Annotated in this window: 15 protein-coding genes; 7 read left to right on the forward strand and 8 right to left on the reverse strand. The window is 42.1% G+C overall.

What is annotated here, in order from left to right:
- Positions 1 to 11: 11 nt before the first annotated feature.
- The 7 genes from ACOQOE_RS02965 to ftnA all read right to left on the reverse strand — a co-directional run bounded on the left by ACOQOE_RS02965 (position 12) and on the right by ftnA (position 6,730).
- A complete protein-coding gene (locus ACOQOE_RS02965; protein WP_067866561.1) occupies positions 12 to 599 on the reverse strand; it encodes a hypothetical protein in 588 nt (195 codons plus the stop codon).
- 32 nt (positions 600 to 631) lie between these two features.
- On the reverse strand, positions 632 to 1,588 hold the full coding sequence (locus tag ACOQOE_RS02970; RefSeq protein ID WP_067866559.1) for an AEC family transporter: 957 nt from the start codon (positions 1,586 to 1,588) through the stop codon (positions 632 to 634).
- 101 nt (positions 1,589 to 1,689) lie between these two features.
- A complete protein-coding gene (locus tag ACOQOE_RS02975; protein WP_067866557.1) occupies positions 1,690 to 2,196 on the reverse strand; it encodes a SixA phosphatase family protein in 507 nt (168 codons plus the stop codon).
- A gap of 339 nt (positions 2,197 to 2,535) precedes the next feature.
- Positions 2,536 to 4,194 (reverse strand): acyl CoA:acetate/3-ketoacid CoA transferase, encoded by a 1,659-nt coding sequence (locus ACOQOE_RS02980; protein WP_067866555.1) that lies wholly within the window; start codon positions 4,192 to 4,194, stop codon positions 2,536 to 2,538.
- 158 nt (positions 4,195 to 4,352) lie between these two features.
- The gene (locus tag ACOQOE_RS02985) at positions 4,353 to 5,729 is read right to left on the reverse strand and encodes a sigma-54 interaction domain-containing protein (RefSeq protein ID WP_067866553.1); all 1,377 of its coding nucleotides are present in this window, start codon (positions 5,727 to 5,729) and stop codon (positions 4,353 to 4,355) included.
- An 88-nt stretch (positions 5,730 to 5,817) separates the two neighbouring features.
- Entirely contained in the window at positions 5,818 to 6,027 is a 210-nt protein-coding gene (locus ACOQOE_RS02990; RefSeq protein ID WP_067866551.1) for a hypothetical protein, read from the reverse strand.
- Positions 6,028 to 6,193: 166 nt separating this feature from the next.
- Positions 6,194 to 6,730 carry a non-heme ferritin gene (gene ftnA, locus ACOQOE_RS02995; protein WP_067866549.1) on the reverse strand — a complete coding sequence of 179 codons (537 nt, stop codon included), beginning with the start codon at positions 6,728 to 6,730 and terminating at the stop codon, positions 6,194 to 6,196.
- Positions 6,731 to 7,340: 610 nt separating this feature from the next.
- Here ftnA and ACOQOE_RS03000 point away from each other — a divergent pair.
- Both ACOQOE_RS03000 and ACOQOE_RS03005 read left to right on the forward strand, forming a co-directional pair.
- On the forward strand, positions 7,341 to 8,432 hold the full coding sequence (locus tag ACOQOE_RS03000; RefSeq protein WP_420554849.1) for a WD40/YVTN/BNR-like repeat-containing protein: 1,092 nt from the start codon (positions 7,341 to 7,343) through the stop codon (positions 8,430 to 8,432).
- Positions 8,432 to 10,777: an efflux RND transporter permease subunit gene (locus ACOQOE_RS03005; protein WP_067866545.1), complete on the forward strand. Its 2,346-nt coding sequence runs from the start codon at positions 8,432 to 8,434 to the stop codon at positions 10,775 to 10,777. The genes ACOQOE_RS03000 and ACOQOE_RS03005 overlap by 1 nt, the downstream gene beginning before the upstream one ends.
- A 79-nt stretch (positions 10,778 to 10,856) precedes the next feature.
- Here ACOQOE_RS03005 and fliT read toward each other — a convergent pair whose 3' ends face one another.
- Positions 10,857 to 11,168 (reverse strand): flagellar protein FliT, encoded by a 312-nt coding sequence (gene fliT / locus ACOQOE_RS03010; RefSeq protein WP_067866543.1) that lies wholly within the window; start codon positions 11,166 to 11,168, stop codon positions 10,857 to 10,859.
- Between the two features lie 240 nt (positions 11,169 to 11,408).
- On the opposite strand from fliT, the gene ACOQOE_RS03015 reads away from it, so the two are divergent.
- From ACOQOE_RS03015 to ACOQOE_RS03035, 5 genes are all read left to right on the forward strand, one after another.
- Positions 11,409 to 13,160, forward strand: coding sequence for a flagellin (locus ACOQOE_RS03015; RefSeq protein WP_067866541.1), 1,752 nt, complete (start codon positions 11,409 to 11,411; stop codon positions 13,158 to 13,160).
- A gap of 105 nt (positions 13,161 to 13,265) precedes the next feature.
- A complete protein-coding gene (locus ACOQOE_RS03020; RefSeq protein WP_067866539.1) occupies positions 13,266 to 13,628 on the forward strand; it encodes a flagellar protein FlaG in 363 nt (120 codons plus the stop codon).
- A gap of 48 nt (positions 13,629 to 13,676) precedes the next feature.
- Positions 13,677 to 15,794, forward strand: coding sequence for a flagellar filament capping protein FliD (gene fliD, locus ACOQOE_RS03025; RefSeq protein WP_067866537.1), 2,118 nt, complete (start codon positions 13,677 to 13,679; stop codon positions 15,792 to 15,794).
- Positions 15,795 to 15,849: 55 nt separating this feature from the next.
- Entirely contained in the window at positions 15,850 to 16,248 is a 399-nt protein-coding gene (gene fliS, locus ACOQOE_RS03030; protein WP_067866535.1) for a flagellar export chaperone FliS, read from the forward strand.
- A gap of 35 nt (positions 16,249 to 16,283) precedes the next feature.
- Positions 16,284 to 18,056: a tetratricopeptide repeat protein gene (locus tag ACOQOE_RS03035; RefSeq protein WP_420554850.1), complete on the forward strand. Its 1,773-nt coding sequence runs from the start codon at positions 16,284 to 16,286 to the stop codon at positions 18,054 to 18,056.
- The last annotated feature ends 31 nt before the right edge of the window (positions 18,057 to 18,087 follow it).

Below are 18,087 nucleotides of genomic sequence, written 5' to 3' on the forward strand. Positions count from 1 at the left end.
TTTAAATTTTATTAGAGAAACATCTTCCTAATCTGTAGATCTTCTGCGCACTTATTAGCGTATGCCAGTGTCTCCTCGTCAATCTCACCCGTACCCACCTGTTTAGGCAGTTCTGCTCCTGAATTAATTAAAAAGTGTATTAAGGGGCGCTCACCTATTTTTAAGGCTTTTACAGCGATGGGCTCTGTAATTTCTGCACCGTACTGAATTAAGAGGCTTATATGTAGCATGAGTTGTGTAGGTTGGCCATACTCAAAACAAGCAGCTAGTAGCTGATCTCTATCTTCGTCATTTCCTGCGCTTAACAGTGCGGTAAGGAGGCGAAGGCTAGCTTCTTGCTTAATGGATAATATACCGAAACTGTGACCGTTGACGGTTTTTCCTGTTGCTGATGCGCCCTGCTCAAGTACTAATGTCAAAAGGTGGGGGCGTTGTTGAATAATGCAGGCTTCAACTAAACCGGGTGTTGTATCTGATGATGGTTTATCAATCTCGCTCGGTTTTATCTTCCTTAAATGCTTGAGCAGTTTTTCTCTATCATCAGCCAAAATAGCTTTGTAAGCGCTAGCAAGTGGATCTGTTTTAAATAGATGGCGCATGTAGATACCCTGTCTATTCTGGTTGAGTCGCTTTAAATAATAGCGGTTACTCTTAGGAGGTAGATCCCCGCACTAAGAGTAAGTACGGACCCTAAGGTGGTCATTAAAATAATATTAGCGGCGAGTTCAGCATTACCACCCATACTTTTCGCCATAACGAAACTGGCAGCTGCTGTAGGGCACCCGAACAGTACCATCATCATTGCTAAATCTTGGCCTCTAAAACCATAAATCCATGCGGCGATTGTTAGTACTAAGGGGATAAGGACTAACTTGCTGAGTGTGGCCCAAGTTGCTTGTGATGATGTGTTTCTTAAACTAGCCAGATTAAGTGACCCGCCTATAGCTAATAATGCCAGTGGTAGCGTTAAATTAGCGAAATACCGCCCCGTGTTTTGGGCAATTTCAGGTAGTTTGAAACCAAAATAAGAGAAGGGTAAAGCAAGCAGCACAGCGATAATTAATGGATTCTTTATGATTTCATAAAGCGTGCTTCCTATATTAGAGGCACCGCTTCTTTGGACAGGAATCGTCAACGCTACAATGGATAACACGTTATACATAGGGATGACTAAGGCCAATAGCAAAGAGGCTTGTGCTAGCCCCGAGTCAGAAAAAAGGTTGTAACTTACAGCAAGGCCGATAATTCCATAGTTGCTACGGAATGCGCCTTGAATAAATACCCCTAAGTCCTCTGGTCGCTTAATCCAATATTTCCCTATCGCCCAGAGAGCGATAAAAGATATAAATGTGCTAATTAGCACAAAGCCAAGCTGTTGAGGATTGAAAACGGCTTGAAAGTCAGTCCGAGAGATAGACATAAATACGAGAGTTGGTAGGGTGATTACAAATACCAGTTTTGAGGCTGTATGGATAAAACCCTCATCAATCACCTTCAAGCGTTTGAGTAAATAACCAAGAAAAACGATAAAGAAAATTGGCGCCACTATATTGGCAGTAAAGCTCAGTGAGTGAAGATAAAGTTCCACTTTGGGTAGCCCTGTGAGTAAAAAGTGCTGCTATTTTAGCATAGGTGTTTAATGCTAAGGGATAGATGATGCTTATTTATCTGAGAGTCGTAGCATTGCCTCTATTCATTGCTTGTTATGTGTTTTTTCGGGTAATCAAACAGGGATAAGCTTGCGCAACCTTCTGCTAGCTCATGCCAGTTCTTGATACTTAAGTGTAGATGCATAACAGCTGCGGTGGGGAATTTAGTGACGCGCTCTTGGCGTAAGATCGATGCTAAGTGTTCGAGTCCAGGGTTATGGCCTACAAGCATAATGTGCTTATATGATTCGGGCATGTTTTGTAATACAAGCAAGAGTGTTTCTGCGGATGATTCGTAAAGCTCTGGAATCTCAAGTATTTGGTTTTGTGGTATAGCGAGTCGGCTGCAGATCGCTTTTGCCGTTGAGAGGGTTCGTGTAGCGCCGCTACTAAGAAGCGTATCCGGTGTTAATTGGTAATCGGCTAAGCGTTCAACCATTGCAGGGAGGTCTCGCTTTCCTCTTTTATTAAGTGGACGCTCAAAATCAGTTAATTCAGGATGCTTCCAGCTGGATTTTGCATGGCGCACCAACGTGAGCTTTTTCATTTGAGGTACCCAACGATTAAATAGGAATTGGCTGTATAAAGATTAATTGATATTTGTGTAAATGCGAGCCATCAAATATTTATTTTGCGGTCTAGTGCAATAAGAGTTGTGTTAGTACCATCCTAAAAACAGGGGGATATAGCGTTTGCTCGTCTAAAGGTAGAACATAGCGTATGTATTTGTCTAGGTTCTATTAGGTTTGTCACAATGCTTTATCATCCCCTGTTTTCAGGTTGTAGGTGTGTATGGCTTGTTTACCTTCTGCACAATAGCGCTGCACACGCGTTATATAGATAAACTTAACCATTCACACCTAAGTGGATGGACTGTAGATCGCGCTCAACTTGTGGTTTTTGTTGCCTGTTCAGGTTGTGGATATTCTGATCGGCTTAAAACATTTTTCATTAAAGAGCGCATCTGTGTCATCGAGCGACTACCGGGGTGTTCAAGATGCATTGGTTTGTCTTGAAAAAGCCTAGCATCCATTAAGCTTAGGTTGTCATCGATAAGCGGGATAAATTCCATTTGATCTAAAATATCAGTTTGGAGATCGGCCCCTGGTGCTATTTCGGTCAATAGTAGGCCGTTTTTTGTGAGTTTGAATACTGCTCTCTCTGTGATGAATGTTACTTGTTGTTGGCATTCTATAGCGTAGTTACCATTGAATGTGATCTGCTGTACGTTCTTCTTGAATTTTTTTAGGGTGCCGTTAGTAATAATTTTTAACGTGCCATTGATCACTTCTAGTTGTTGCTTGCCTGAGGTGAATGTACCTAAAAAATAAACATCCTGTGTATTTTGCGTTATGTTTATAAACCCGCCAGCGCCCGCTAGTTTTGTGCCAAAGCGGCTGACGTTTACATGTCCTTCTGGGCAGGTCTCAGCGAGGCCTAAGAAAGCCTGATCCAATCCGCCGCCATCGTAAAAATCAAATTGCGCCGGCTGATCAATAATGGCTTGGGCGTTGCTGACCGCACCAAAGCTTAATCCACTTGCGGGTTGGCCACCAATGCCGCCAGGCTCTACTGTTAAAGTGAAATCATCACCCTTATTTTCTTCAGCGGCAACAGTGGCGATCATCTCAGGCATGCCTATACCTAGGTTTACAATCGAATTCTTTTTTAATTCCATTAAGGCACGGCGTGCTATGATTTTGCGGGCATCGAGAGCGGTTTTTCCTGATTGTTGGGCTGTGCTTCGTACTTGCCCTGAATACGCTGGGTTAAAGGGTTCAGCGAATGTTTGCGGATGGTCTTTGGGTGTAGAAAGAATAATGTGGTCTACTAAAACTCCAGGGATACGGATGCGGTCTGGAGTGAGTAGATGTTCGTCTGTGATTTGTTCTATTTGCACTAAGACGATTCCGCCGCAATTTTTTACTGCTTGAGCGATGGCTAGTGAATCGAGGGGGAGCGCTTCCCGTTCCATTGATATATTGCCATTTCTATCTGCGGTTGTTCCGCGAAGTAGTGCAATGTTTAGGGGGAAGTGTTTATAAAGTAAGCATTCTTGGTCGTTTATATCGAGTAGTTGAACAAGATCCTCTGTGGAGCGTGAATTTATTTTTCCGCCTTCAATTCTTGGGTCCACAAAAGTGTGTAAGCCAACTGTAGTGAGGGTTCCAGGCTTGCCTGCAGCTATATCTCGAAACATATGGCAGATAACGCCTTGAGGCAAATTGTAGGCTTCAATTTGATTGTCTATGGCGAGTTTTCCCAGTGTTGGAGCTAGTCCCCAGTGTCCGCCTATAACGCGTTTTACCATGCCTTGATGGCCAAAATGGTTTAATCCACGATGTTTAGTGTCGCCTTGCCCTGCTGCATAGAATAAGTTGAGATTATTAGGTTCGCCCTCTTCTAGGAAGCGCTTTTCAATGGCGCTAGCTAAGGTTTCTGCGAATCCAATGCCTATAAATCCGCCGGTAACAATCATGTCATTGGATTGAATTAGTTCTGCCGCTCGTGATGCGGTAATGAGCTTGCTTGGACGTTGACTCATGGTGGGCCTAATTGTCTATTATTATTTTTAGTATTACAGGTAAAGCAAAGGGGCGGCCAATGTTTTAAATGTGTTTTTAAACAAGGGGTTACTGTTTTTTGTAGAGTGAAAAGAAACCAAATGTGTCTTAATTTGTAGACATTTGTTTTTTTAGTGTTTTATTTATTGGACATTTTATTTAAATGTAAGTACAAACTTGCCCTTGATATGCCAAGTATTTTCGCTGCGGCGGTTTTGTTTCCGTTACAGTTTTGAATGGCTTGTTGTATGGCGTCTATTTCTGTTTGTGATCTTTTACTTTTTAAATCGGTTGCTTTTGGTTGGTTTGATGTAGTGTGGGGTAAATCGTCTAATGCGCCTAGGTCGTTGGCTTCTATAAATTCTCCTTCGGCCATCACGCAGCCGCGTTCAATTCTGTTTCTTAGTTCTCGAATATTTCCAGGCCAGTGATAGCTTTTAAGCCACTCATGGGCTGCTGGTGAAAGGGATAGTTCTGGTAATTGTGATTGGTGTTGAATCTGCTGCAGCATATGTTGAGAGAGTTCAGGGATATCTTCTCGTCGTTCCCTTAAAGGTGGCAACTTTATGGGGAGTACATTGAGTCGGTAGTATAGGTCTTCTCGGAACTGGCCTTTTTCTACTAGTTCTCGAAGGTCTTTTGCTGTGGCTGCAATGATTCGGACGTCTACTTTTTCTAAACGGTTGGAGCCTAAAGCCTCAACTTCTCTTTCTTGTAGGACTCGGAGTAGTTTTGCTTGCATAGCTAATGGCATTTCGGCTATTTCATCTAGAAAAAGTGTGCCGCCATCAGCCAGTTGAACTTTACCTACACGTCCTTTGCTATTGGCGCCAGTGTACGCACCGGCAGCACTGCCAAATAGTTCCGCTTCGGCTAGGGCTTCAGGTAACGCTCCCATATTAATACCCACGAAAGGGGCGCTTCTTCTGGTTGATGAGTGATGGATGCCTTGGGCTAATAATTCCTTACCAGTACCGGTTTCGCCAAGAAGAAGGAGGGTTGTGTCTAATTGTGCGGCTCGAAGCGCTTGGCGTCGTAATAATGCTGTCGGTTGCGAGCGGCCAAGCATGTCGTCTAATGCGTATCGACTAGGTCTTAGGATCTTTTCATCTTCAAATTTGCGGCGTAAGCGGGCAAATTTATCAAACAGAGGTTGTAAGCTTTCTAAGTCATCATAAAAAACAAAACCAATCGCACCTATAGTTTGTTGATTTTCGTTTTTAATGGGTAAACGGGTGACAACGCACCAGCGATGCTTTATTTGCATCAGGTCTACAAAGCTAGGTTTGCCGCTTTTTATAACGCGAGGAAGTTGGGTGGTAGGGAGGAGCTGTTCTACATGGCAGCCGGTTGGGTCAACGTCGGGTGCTATATCTATAAGCTCTTTATATGCATTGCTCATCCATAGGATGTTGCAATTTTCATCTACTGCAATGGAGCCTTGGCATAAGCTCGATAGTAGATCTAATAGATTGTGATTATTGTCTTGATCTATCAGTTCGCGCAGAGAATCCATAAGTACCGCAGTTTTATCCTGTTACTAGTTAGGATAAAACTACGCGTAGAGGCGCTCGCTGCCAAGTTATTTAGTAAAAAAATAGCTATTATGCAGCGTTTTTCTTATTCTGCTTTTGGCGGCGAGAAATAGAGCCTTTAAGTACAGTCTCCCATTCGCCTGCTGTGCTCATTAGTAGAGAGCCGCATTCGCCGCATTTACAGATCTGTGAGTGACCAAGGTCACTGATGGTTTTTAATGAAGGGTGTTCTTTCCCTGTTTTTACTAGCTCAAAACAAAGTACACAATCAGTATTCACGCTTTATTCTCCTTCCCTGTATTAGGCATGAGAGGCTGCTTTGAAAGTATTTATCGGACAGCCTATCAAAACCTTTAGAATAAAATCTATAAAAAACAGAAAGTTTTTGATAAAACTTGGTGCTGTTTGTGGAGTTTGTTTTTTAATTAATTGATAAATATGGTTTTTATATTTTATCTGATGCGCCATCCATAATGCTGCCACTTGAACCATTTTTGGCTAATTCGCCAATCTCTTTATCGATAAAGAACAAGCCCTTGCCATCTTCGCCGATAATCTTGATTTTATCCAAAATGCCATTAAAAAGCTTCTCTTCTTCATGCTGTTCTGCGACATACCATTGAAGGAAACTGAAGGTTGAGTAATCGTGGTGAGTAAAAGCGGTGTGGGCTAATTCATTGATCTTTCCAGTAATGAAGCACTCATGCTCATATACTTTTTCAAAGAGATCTTTAATTGAATTGTATTCCGCATCGGGTGCATCTATAGCACCTATCATTGCTGTTGCGCCGGTTTCATTCACATAAGTGAATAAACGTTTCATGTGTGACATCTCTTCGTCAGCATGTTTGTATAAAAATGCGGAACAACCCTCAAAGCCTTTAGATTCAGCCCATGCCCCCATCTGTAGGTAGAGGTTTGAAGAGAAAAACTCTAAGTTTATCTGCTCGTTAAGTTTTTCAAGCATTGCAGGGCTTAGCATAATAATTGGATCCTTTTAAAATAATCTTTAGCGGATTTTAAATCATTTCAGGTTTACATAGCCACTTTTTGGCGTTAGCAGAGCGTGCGCACTTTTTGCATAGATAGCAGCTGGAGCGAGTATAGCTTGCAAGTGTCTTGAACTGCTCTTCTATATCGGCCTTTTTTAATTTACATAAGGTTTTTGGTTTTGACATAGAGAACTCGGCAAGTTTTTTTGTTAATGATAATCAATCTCAAACTCTATGTGAAACAATAATTGCCGAATATGCCTAAGTATAGATGAAAATATTGCATGGCCGTGAAATAGCTGGGTCGGCCTTAGAGTCTGAGTTTAGGAGTGAAAAAAGAAGAGCAGGCGTAGAGCAATGTGTTTTTAGGGCTTTGTTGCGCTTCGTTTGATAGGTATGGCTGATAAATTAGTTTTGAATGACGCTAGTTAATATAAGCCTTCCATTGCATTATGGTGATGATAGATGTTGGATGAAATTGCTATAGTGACCTATATTGTTAGTGATAATGGGAAAGAATGTTATTGCTGTATTTGAGTTAAAGGTAGATGATTTTTAGCTATTAAAACTCCCGACAAAAAAATAATAACTGGGCTTTAGATGAGCAAAATAACGTTTTTTTACAGTGTGGCCTTTGGTTGCTTTTTAGCATTATCTCAATGTGTATCAGCTGATCGTCTTGTTCAGCCTGCTATACAGCAGGTAGCTCCTGAAAAATCTCTTTTGCTTGCTATTTCACGTGCTGGGGAGCGCTTGGTCGCTGGGGGTGAGCAAGGGGTTATTATCTATTCGGGGGATGGTGCATTAACTTGGAAGCAAGCGGAAGTTCCTACCAGCACTTTAATTACAAGCTTGAACTTTTTTGATAAAAAAACAGGCTGGGCTGTAGGTCATGATGGTGTCATTTTAGGTACTAAAGATGGTGGACTTTCTTGGCAAAAGAGAGTTGATGGTGCAGCGATTAATCAGTTAAGAGTGGGTGCGCTTGAGACTGAATTTAATTATCAAAACAGTTTGGGCGCTGTTGATGCTGATTTATTAGAAAATCTTGGTTACCAGCTGGATGATGCAAAAATAGCTGTTGAAGAGGGACCTAGTTCTCCACTGCTTGATATTATCTTTTTAGACTCGCTAACGGGTTATGCGGTAGGTGCGTATGGACTTTTTCTTAGAACGGATGATGGTGGTTTAAGTTGGGTTTACGAAGGGCATAAATTACCTAATCCAGACAGTTTGCATTTGAATAGAGTGATCCAAACGCAAGCGGGGCATTTGTTGATCTTAGGTGAGGCTGGGCTGTTGATTGAGAGCCTTGATAATGGGGGAAGCTGGTATAAAGTTGAGTTGCCTTACCAAGGTTCCCTTTTCTCAGCAGTTGAGGCAGATAGTCTTTATCTAATGGGGTTGAGAGGTACTGTGCTTAAGCGTACTCGAGATGAATTGGGCAGCACTGTTTGGAATAAAATTGATATAGGCTCAACTGCGACAATTAATGACGCAATAGTGGTTGATGATATTGCCTATCTTGTTGGGCAAGGGGGGGCTTTATTGCAAAAGCAGGGTGAGGCTTTTGTGCCTTTCCTAAAACGTGGTCTTAGGAGTTATAGTGCTGTCGAGTCTGTAGGGCAGTATCTTATTGTAGTCGGTGAAGGTGGTGTTTCTCGAATTGATTTGAACGGAGGGGCTGACTAATGAAAAGGTTGTCCTCAATACTGCTTTGGCCGATTAATACCAGTGAAAAATTAGCTGAGCGCGTACTTTTTAGTTATCGGAAATTGCTTTTAGTCGGTTTTTTGATTGCCACTTTATTCTTTACTTGGCAGGCCTCTCAGATTCGTCCTGATGCTAGTTTTGTGAAAATGATCCCTGCTCAGCATCCGTTTGTTGAAAATTATATGCGCTATAAAGATGATTTAGCGGGTTTAGGTAATAGTATTCGCGTTGTTGTTGCAGCAAAAAATGGCGATATATTTAGTGCTGAATTTCAGTCAACTCTCAAAAGTGTGACTGATGAGTTGTTTTTTATCCCAGGGGTTGATCGTTCCGCATTAAAGTCCATTTGGACACCTAATGTACGCTGGACTGAAGTGACTGAAGATGGTTTTGTTGGTGGTCCAGTTATACCTGCTAAATATGATGGTTCAAAAGAAAGTTTAGAACTCGTACGCACCAATATTCTTCGCTCAGGTCAGGTGGGAATATTAGTAGGTAATGATTTTCGCTCAGCTATGGTGCAGGTGCCTCTTTTTGATAAAGATCCAGAGACAGGGGAGAAACTTGATTATAAAGAGTTTTCCGCTCTGTTAGAAAAGCTGGTTAGAGATAAATATAGTTCTGAAAATATCAGTATTCATATCACCGGATTTGCGAAAATTGTTGGTGACCTGATTGATGGTGCGGTTGAGGTGGCTCTATTTTTTGCGATCGCTTTTGTGGTCACTATGGTGCTGCTCTATCTCTATTCCGGCAGTGTAATGGGTACGATTATTCCTTTAATCTGTTCTCTTGCAGCGGTCATATGGCAGTTAGGTGTATTGAATCTCCTTGGTTATGGAATAGACCCTTATTCGATGTTAGTGCCATTTTTGGTGTTTGCTATTGCGGTCAGCCATGGCGTTCAAATTGTAAATACAATCACACTAGAGTCTGCTACGAATGGGGCTGATAAGCTTCAAGCGGCAAAGCATGCCTTTAAAACAATCTATATTCCTGGGTTAACGGCGCTGATTTCAGATGGTATTGGCTTTATTACGTTGATGGTAATCGAGATCCAAGTTATTCAAGACCTGGCTGTAGCTGCATCTATTGGTGTTGCCGTTATTATTTTAACCAATTTAATGCTGCTCCCTTTGTTAATGAGTTATTTTGGGGTGGGTCGTAACGCTATAACTAAAGCCAAAAAAGGAATAGAGAAAAAGGATTCCCATTGGCACTTGTTAAGTGTCTTCGCTACTCAAAAAGGAGCTATAGTCGCTGTTGTGATTGCTATCTGTCTCGCGGTTTTAGGTATCTATGGGAGTAAAGGGTTACAGATTGGCGATTTGGATGTGGGTGCCCCAGAGTTGCGAGGGGACTCTCGCTATAACTTAGATAATAGTTTTATTACCGCTAATTACTCTACTTCGAGTGACGTGTTTGTTGTGATGGTTTCTACGCCAAAAGAACATTGTAGTCGCTATGAAACGTTGGCTTTAGTCGATCGTTTCCAATTTTACTTACGGAATGTTTCTGGGGTGCAATCCAGTATTTCGCTGGTGGATGTATCGGAACGTGTAACGGCAGGTTTGAATGAGGGGAGTCTGAAATGGCGTTCGGTAATACGTAATCAGTATGTGATTAATGCCTCTCTCTCTTATGTTCCAGCGGGACTGATGAACAGTAGCTGCTCTTTATTACCGGTTATTATTTTCCTTGATGATCATAAAGCAGAAACATTAAAAGCGGTGACATTTGCTGTCGATGATTTTGTTGCTCAATACGAGACAGATACAATCAAGTTTAATATGGCGGCAGGCAAAGCAGGCTTTGAGGCCGCAACAAACGAAGTGATTGAAATGGCCCAGTATGAGATGCTGATCTGGGTTTATTCTGTGGTGAGCTTCCTGTGCTTATTGACCTTTAGATCGCTTCGTACGGTAGTCTGCATCATTGCGCCCTTGATATTAACCTCAATCCTATGTCAGGCGTTGATGGCTAAATTAGGTATTGGCGTAAAAGTCGCTACATTACCGGTGATCGCTTTAGGTGTTGGTATAGGTGTGGATTATGGTATCTATATTTATTCAAAAATGCAGACCTATCTGCAGAAAGGTCATAGCTTGGCTGAGGCCTATCTTGAAACTTTACAAAGTACGGGTAAGTCTGTCGCATTTACTGGATTGACGCTGGCAATAGGGGTTGTGCTTTGGACTTTCTCGCCTATTAAGTTTCAAGCGGATATGGGGGTTCTACTTACCTTTATGTTTATCTGGAATATGTTGGGTGCGTTGATATTGTTACCCGCTATTGCACGCTTGTTACATCCAAAAACTCAATGAATAGAGTGCTGGCGCTTAGGTAGGCCTGTTGGTTTGTCGCAGTATTAAAGTAGGTGAGAGTGGTAGTTATGACTTTTATCTACTTTAGTGCGTCCAGCATTTTTTGCATTTTTGCACCTTGCCCTAAGGTTTTCTTCTCATTAACGAGTTTCAATTTATAGTTGTCAGCTAGACCCATTGTGCGGTTGTTGGTTGTTTTGATCTCTAATAATAAAGCGCGTAGTTGGGATTTAATGGCATCATCGGCTTCTGCGGTCATTATTTTTTCTACCGTGACTGAGTGTGTTTTTTGTAGGTCGGTTAACTCGTCCCATTTTCCTTCTTGCGCTAATAACTCCATGCTGGTGGATTGTTCAAGCGCTTCTTCTGCGAGCTTTATTAAAGGGTTCATGCTTTTCTCCAAAAAATATTAATGATCAGTGTGAAGGTGCCGATAACAAAAATCAACGAGGCATTGAAACAGCTTAAGGATGCTTAGGAAAAAAACTGAATGTTTTTCCTAAAGGGTTTTTTGAAGCGGTCGATAACCTAATCAAGCTTGGATTTCCCTCTTTAGCGAGCTGGAAATTCAAATAGAAAATATTTTTATTACGGTCGGTCAAATTCGGCTGAGTATGAGGAGAACAAACTCATGTCAATGGTAATTAATTCAAACATTATGTCGCTGAATGCTCAGCGTAACTTAACGCTTTCACAGAACGATCAGAACCAAGCAATGGAGCGTTTATCTAGTGGTAAGCGTATTAACTCTGCAGCAGATGATGCTGCGGGCTTGGCAATCTCTAACCGCATGACCTCTCAGGTTCGTGGTTTGGATCAAGCGGTACGAAATGCAAACGATGGCATCTCTCTAATTCAAACGGCTGAGGGTGCGTTGGACGAAACAACTAACATCCTACAGCGTATGCGTGAGCTGTCTATCCAGTCTGCCAACGGTACTTACGATGATGGTAACCGTGCAACCCTAGATGCCGAGGTTCAGCAGTTGATTGCTGAGATTGATCGTATCTCTGAAACAACTAAATTCAACGGCCTTAATATTCTTGATGGAACCTTAGGTCAAGTTGATCTGCAAGCGGGTGCTGATGCCAATGAAACTATCGCGCTAAACATTGGTGCGACAGATACTCAATCTTTAGGTAATGGTACGGGTGCATCTATTATTGGTGCAACAGATTCGGGCAATGACCTATTGACTCAGTTGCAGACATTTGACGGCACAGAGACAATGTCTATCAACGGTATTGATATCGGTGATTTGTCCGGTGAAACAGTGCTTCAGGATGCGATTGATACAGTTAACTCAAACGTTGCAGGTATAACTGTTGGTACATTGGCTGAAGCTACAGCGACAACATCGGGCGATGGTATTGTGAGTTCAGGTGAAAACATTCAGTTTGCAGTGACAATGGCGAACGGCGATGTGCAGACGTTCCAGGTATCTGAGACGGGCTCCCTTCAAGAGTTAGCGGATAAAGCTAACGAAGTATCTAACGGCCTTATACAGGCTGAGATCAATGATGATGGCTACCTAACTGTATCTGTGGAAGGTGCTGATAATGTTGCGCTTAGTGCAACTGGTGCTACGTTAAATGATGCAATTGGTACATTTACAAATGCAACGTTCGAAGCTGCGCTTACCATCTCTGCAGATTCTGGCGATGCTGTAACCATTGAATATAATGATGCTGCTCATGCTGATGTTGTTGGTTTAGATACGCGCTTAGAAGCGGGTACTGTAACAGGCTATCAAGCACAAGCGCAGGCTGATGTTGATGCAGGCCAGGTTACTATAAATGGTGTGACGCTTGGTGAGTACGATTCAAGTGTTGATTATGACGGTAACAGCACTGCTGGTGAAGAAAGTGACTTGGTTGCTTGGTTGAACTCTTACACAGATGAAACAGGTGTGACAGCGTCTCTAGATGGTGCTAATGGCATAACTGATGCTTTAAAACTGACCTCCGTTGATGGTGGTGATATCTCTATCTCATACAAGGATGGTGATGAAGCTGCGATGGAGACTATCTTTGGTCTTAATGAAACCAATGCAGCAGCAGGTGCTGGTGGCAGCGTATCAAGTATCGATATCTCAACTGCTAATGGTGCACAGGAAGCTATAGATATCATCGATTCTGCACTTGAGCAGATTAACTCCACTCGAGGTGATTTGGGTGCGGTTAGTAACCGTCTAGACTTTACAGTGAATAACTTGTCAAACGTATCTGAAAACGTTTCGGCTGCCCGTTCACGTATTGAAGATGCTGATTTTGCTTCAGAATCCGCTGCACTATCAAGAGCGCAGGTTCTACAGCAAGCCGGTACAGCGATGTTGGCTCAGGCTAACGCTGCACCACAGCAAGTTCTATCTCTACTTCAGTAAGATAGCAGCTATACTATATAGATAAAGCACTTAGTAGAGTATTCACCCCCAGAGCCTGTAACGGCGATGGGGGTATTCTCGAACGGTTAAGAAGAGGATTGGGTTATGGCTATTGAATCGATGGGGGCTGCTGCTAATGTTATTCAGCCGTCACAGCAGACTCAACAAACCGTAAATCAGGTTAAGCCTCAGCCTGTTGAACAGCCGCAGAAAAACGAGCAGTTTCAACAGACCCAAGAGGTTTCAGCAGAGAAGCTAGACGCTGCTATTGATCGCCTTAATGAAATGATGGAGAGTAGTCAGCGCTCTTTAAGTTTTTCTGTTGATAAAGCGTCAGAGCAAGTTGTTGTTGAAGTACGCGATTTGACAACTGATAAAGTAATACGTCAGATTCCAAATGAAGAAGCATTAGCGTTTGCTGAATCATTGGATCGGATGATAGGATTCCTTTTTGATAAGAAAGCCTGATATTCCATAGGCTTTATTCCACACACCTAAAAACCAGAGGCAAAGGCCATGAGTGATAGTATTATTAGCTCACTGGGAGCCGGTTCTGGTATCAATACCTCCAGCCTTGTTTCCCAGCTTGTAGAAATAGAAAAGGCTCCTAGAGAGGAGCGCTTAGATGCTACAGAGGAGAAACTGGAAGCGCAGATATCAGCATACGGAACCTTACAGAGTAGTTTGTCTGAGTTAGCTGCCGTGCTTGATCCCCTTTCTGATAATGACACCTTTAATGCGCGTAGTGTTTCATTTCCTGATACCGATGTTATCACGCCTAACTCAGTCGATCCGGGTGCTCAAACTGGTACTTATCAAATAGAGGTTGTTGAGGTTGCTCAAGCCCAGTCTTTAGCGACGGGGGCATACTCTGATAAAGATCAAGCCTTGAATGAAGCAGGTACGCTGACTATTAGTTTTGGTACTTGGACCTACGACGAAGATATTGATCCGGGTGCTGATGCTGATGCGGATCAAGATCCGTACTCGTTTGCGACTAATGATGAGCGTGCTGCATTAAATATTACCGTTGATGCATCTGATTCGTTACAGGATATTGCTGATAAAATTAATGAGGAAGATGCAGATGTTCAAGCATCGGTTTTATTGGTTGATGGGCAGTATCAGTTGTTATTAACTGCTCCATCGGGTGCGGATAATGCGCTTAGGGTGAGCAGTGATGATGCAACGAAAGGCGATGCAACCGGTTTAAGTGTTTTTGAGTTTAATGAAACGGAATCATCACAGGTTACAGAAACTCAACAAGCACAAGATGCTGAATTAAAAGTTAATGGCCTCACTGTATTTCGAGAAACAAATGACATTAGTGATGTTATTCAAGGGTTTAACTTTTCCTTAAATAAGGCGGAGCCGGGTAGTAGTTTTACTTTCACGGTAAGTGAAGATACTTCTACAGCAGAGCAAGCTATAAGAGATTTTGTTGAAGCTTATAATCTGTTTTATGAAACAGCACAAAATCTAACTGGATATAGTACGGATGAAGATAACCAGACCGTAAAGGGTGATTTGTCCACCGATGGTACAGCTAAAGCCTTGCTTAATCAGATTCGATCAACAATAGGCTCCATAGTACCGGGTATCGATGAAGGTTTTACTGCGTTAACAAATGTAGGCATACGTACAGAGCTCGATGGGACGCTGTCGATTGATGAAGAAGATTTTAGTCGAGCAATGGAAGAGAATTTTGCTCTAGTTGAAACCCTGTTTGCAACTAACACCGCGTCATCAAGTGATGAGGTGTCTGTCTCTGTAGGGAGTTATTCTTCTGGCACAGTTCCTGGGAATTACGATGTTGTTATTACTACGGACCCAGAAAAAGCATCGGTGGATGCGGATGCAATGGTTGATGGTGGTAATATTGGTTTTGATAGTGCTGCAGATACAGTTACGATTGCTGATGCTAGCTTATTAGATCTTTCTTTTAAAGTAACGGTCGATGGTATTGAGTCAGATACAATTACCTTGACGGGTAGCTATACAACTGCAGACGAAATTCGTGCAGATTTACAATCTTTGATTAATGGCGATAGTAATATCAGCGCTGCGAACGTTGCTGTTGATGTGGCTTATGATGAGGCGACCGATCAGTTCTCTTTTATATCTAGAAGTTATGGTGCCGCTTCAAATGTCGCGTTTGATGCCACTGATTTTGGTGCAGATATAGCAGAGCTAGGATTTGTTACACAATCTGATAATGGTGTTGATGTAGTGGGCACTATTGATGGTGTTGCTGGATTTGGCTCTGGTAATGTTCTTCTGCCTGAAATTGACTCTGATCCTTATGGTTTGAATTTCACTATCGGCGAAAATGCGGTTGCTGCTGGTACTGTTTCAGTAGATTTCTCACGCGGTTTTGCTGGTGAGCTTGATAAGTTAATCGCGAGCTTTCTGTCTTCTTCCGGTAGTATTCAGCTTCGCGAAGATAATATTAACAAAGCGTTAGAGGATGTTGCCGATGATCGGATTGAATTAGACCGTAAGATGGAAAAGTTAGAAACGCGTTTGTCCGCGCAGTTTTTAGCCATGGAACAAATAGTGAGTAGTTTCCAAAGTACGGGTAGTCAGTTGGACGGTTTGTTGGAACAGTTACCATTTACCGCTAGCAGCAGCTAACGACGTGTTTATTGTTAGGTGTGGATATTAGAATTTAATTAGGTAGGTATGTGTTATGAGTGTTAATTTAAATGCCCTTAAAGAGTATAAAAGTGTAGATTTAAGGGCGACTGTAGAAACAGCGAGTCCACATAAGCTTATTTCGATGTTATTAGAAGGGGCGTTGACCTCTTTGGCCAAAGCTAAAGGCTCCATCGAACGTAAACAGATTGAAGAAAGAACTGAACATTTGAATAAAGCCTCAGATATTATTGTTGGCTTGAAGGGTGCTTTGGACTTGGAAAAGGGCGGTGAAGTAGCTGCTAACCTTGATGAACTTTATAACTACATGATACGTCAATTAATTCTGGCTAATCGCGAGAATAGCGCCGACAAAATTCAAGATGTAATGGGACTCATGCTAGAGATTAGGCAGGGTTGGTCCGGTATGCCGGTTGAGCTTCAGAACGATTAGTTTTTAGTTTGTTAAATTATGTGTAGTAGTTGCCTGTGAATCAGAAAAATGATCTTGTAAAAAAGGCTCTCGCTCTTGGGATTTCAAGTTATCAGAACTCTAATTTTCCACAGGCTAAAGCTTTATTTCAAAGAGTACTTCAGCTCGATGATAGTAATTTCTATGCATTGCATTTTCTCGGTATTATTCTTCTTCAAGAGCAGAATTACAAAATAGCGCAGCTTTTATTAGCAAAGGCTCTAGGTTTAAAGCCAAAGGATGCTGAGGTTAATCACCACTTAGGTTTGGCATTTAAAGGCCTAGGTGATGCAAATAAAGCGAGCCACTGTTTTTCGGAAGCGGTCAAACTCGAACCATCCTTAGCAGTAGCGCATCTAGGTTATGCGGATGTTGTGTCGAGTATGGGGCGATATGAAGAAGCGACTAAGGCTTACAAAACAGCGTTAAAATACGATAAAAAACTCATTAAGGCCCATAATAATTTGGGGAGTGTCTATCGTAAACGCTCAGAACTTTTAAAAGCTATTCCCTGTTATCAAGCTGCCTATGACCTAGATCCTTCCCGCCTAGATATTTTTAGTAATATATTAATGTGTATGGCGTCCGACCCCTCTGTGTCTTCAGAAGAATACCTTATTAAAGCCCAAGTTTATGGTGAAGCTGCGCGCGCAAAAGCAGAACCTTATACAGAGTGGCCGTTATTAGAAAAGATAGATAAGCCGAAAATTCGAGTAGGGCTTGTTTCTGGTGACTTAAGGAAACATTCGGTCGCTTATTTTTTGAAGAGTTGGATCGATAAACTTGATAACAGTAAAGTCGAGTTACTTGCCTATAGTAACTATTCCGACGAAGATGAAGTCACTGAAGAGCTAAAGCCCTGTTTTACTAAGTGGAGTAAAATTGCTCACCGATCAGATAGCGATATCGCACAGACGATTTATGATGATCGGGTCAATATACTAATTGACTTGTCAGGGCATACTGCGCATAACCGATTACCTTTGTTTGCTTGGAAGGCTGCACCTATTCAAATCTCGTGGATGGGTTTTTTTGCAAGCACAGGGGTCGCTGAGATCGATTATTTCATTGGTGATCAATGGAATTTCCCTGATTCTATTAAACCCTTTTATGTTGAGGCGCCTTGGCACTTAAATATATCAGGTTGCTTCTTTCCGCCAGATACTGATGTGTCTGTAGGGGACCTGCCCGCGCTTAAAAATGGGTATATAACGTTTGGCTGCTTACATAAGGTTACCAAGCTGAACGATGACGTTGTTGCGCTCTGGTCGACAATTCTTAAGGAGAATGTCTCTGCAAGGTTATTGATTAAAGATACTGCTTTTTGTGATGCAGCGACTACGAGAAGTATTAAAGATCGGTTTGCTTTACTTGGGGTTGATCCGGAGAGGATTGACTGCGAAATAGGAGAAGCAAGGGAGCTATACTTTGATACGTACAAGCGTATTGATATAGGTTTGGACCCTTTCCCATTTAATGGGGGAACGGTTAATTTAGAATCGCTGTGGATGGGTGTGCCTTATATCTCTTTACAGGGTAGTGATCGTATCTCTCGACGGGGGGCAGCAGTTTTATATAAGGCAGGCTTGGATCAGTTTGTTGCAGAGAACGAAGGTGAATATATTGAGATTGCCAATAAAGTTTGTGCAGATATTCATGCCTTATCAGAGGTGCGTAAAGGGTTAAGGGAGCAGGTTAGTGAATCACGGTTATACAATGGTTCCTTAATGGCAAAAGATTTAGAAGGTGCTTTTAGTGATATGTGGTTACGTTATATTGAAAAAGTATGACTCGCCTCTGAGGGATCATCGCATGTAGTGT

The organism is Neptuniibacter marinus (genome assembly GCF_965223595.1).
Taxonomy (GTDB): domain Bacteria; phylum Pseudomonadota; class Gammaproteobacteria; order Pseudomonadales; family Balneatricaceae; genus Neptuniibacter; species Neptuniibacter marinus.

Bases quoted from the DNA above. Each gene is read 5' to 3' on its own strand.
- ACOQOE_RS03020 (WP_067866539.1), top strand. From the start codon at position 13,266: ATGGCTATTGAATCGATGGGGGCTGCTGCTAATGTTATTCAGCCGTCA.
- ACOQOE_RS03005 (WP_067866545.1), top strand. From the start codon at position 8,432: ATGAAAAGGTTGTCCTCAATACTGCTTTGGCCGATTAATACCAGTGAA.
- fliS (WP_067866535.1), top strand. From the start codon at position 15,850: ATGAGTGTTAATTTAAATGCCCTTAAAGAGTATAAAAGTGTAGATTTA.
- ACOQOE_RS03000 (WP_420554849.1), top strand. From the start codon at position 7,341: ATGAGCAAAATAACGTTTTTTTACAGTGTGGCCTTTGGTTGCTTTTTA.
- ACOQOE_RS02985 (WP_067866553.1), bottom strand. From the start codon at position 5,729: ATGGATTCTCTGCGCGAACTGATAGATCAAGACAATAATCACAATCTA.
- ACOQOE_RS02980 (WP_067866555.1), bottom strand. From the start codon at position 4,194: ATGAGTCAACGTCCAAGCAAGCTCATTACCGCATCACGAGCGGCAGAA.
- ftnA (WP_067866549.1), bottom strand. From the start codon at position 6,730: ATGCTAAGCCCTGCAATGCTTGAAAAACTTAACGAGCAGATAAACTTA.
- fliT (WP_067866543.1), bottom strand. From the start codon at position 11,168: ATGAACCCTTTAATAAAGCTCGCAGAAGAAGCGCTTGAACAATCCACC.
- fliD (WP_067866537.1), top strand. From the start codon at position 13,677: ATGAGTGATAGTATTATTAGCTCACTGGGAGCCGGTTCTGGTATCAAT.
- ACOQOE_RS03015 (WP_067866541.1), top strand. From the start codon at position 11,409: ATGTCAATGGTAATTAATTCAAACATTATGTCGCTGAATGCTCAGCGT.
- ACOQOE_RS02975 (WP_067866557.1), bottom strand. From the start codon at position 2,196: ATGAAAAAGCTCACGTTGGTGCGCCATGCAAAATCCAGCTGGAAGCAT.
- ACOQOE_RS02965 (WP_067866561.1), bottom strand. From the start codon at position 599: ATGCGCCATCTATTTAAAACAGATCCACTTGCTAGCGCTTACAAAGCT.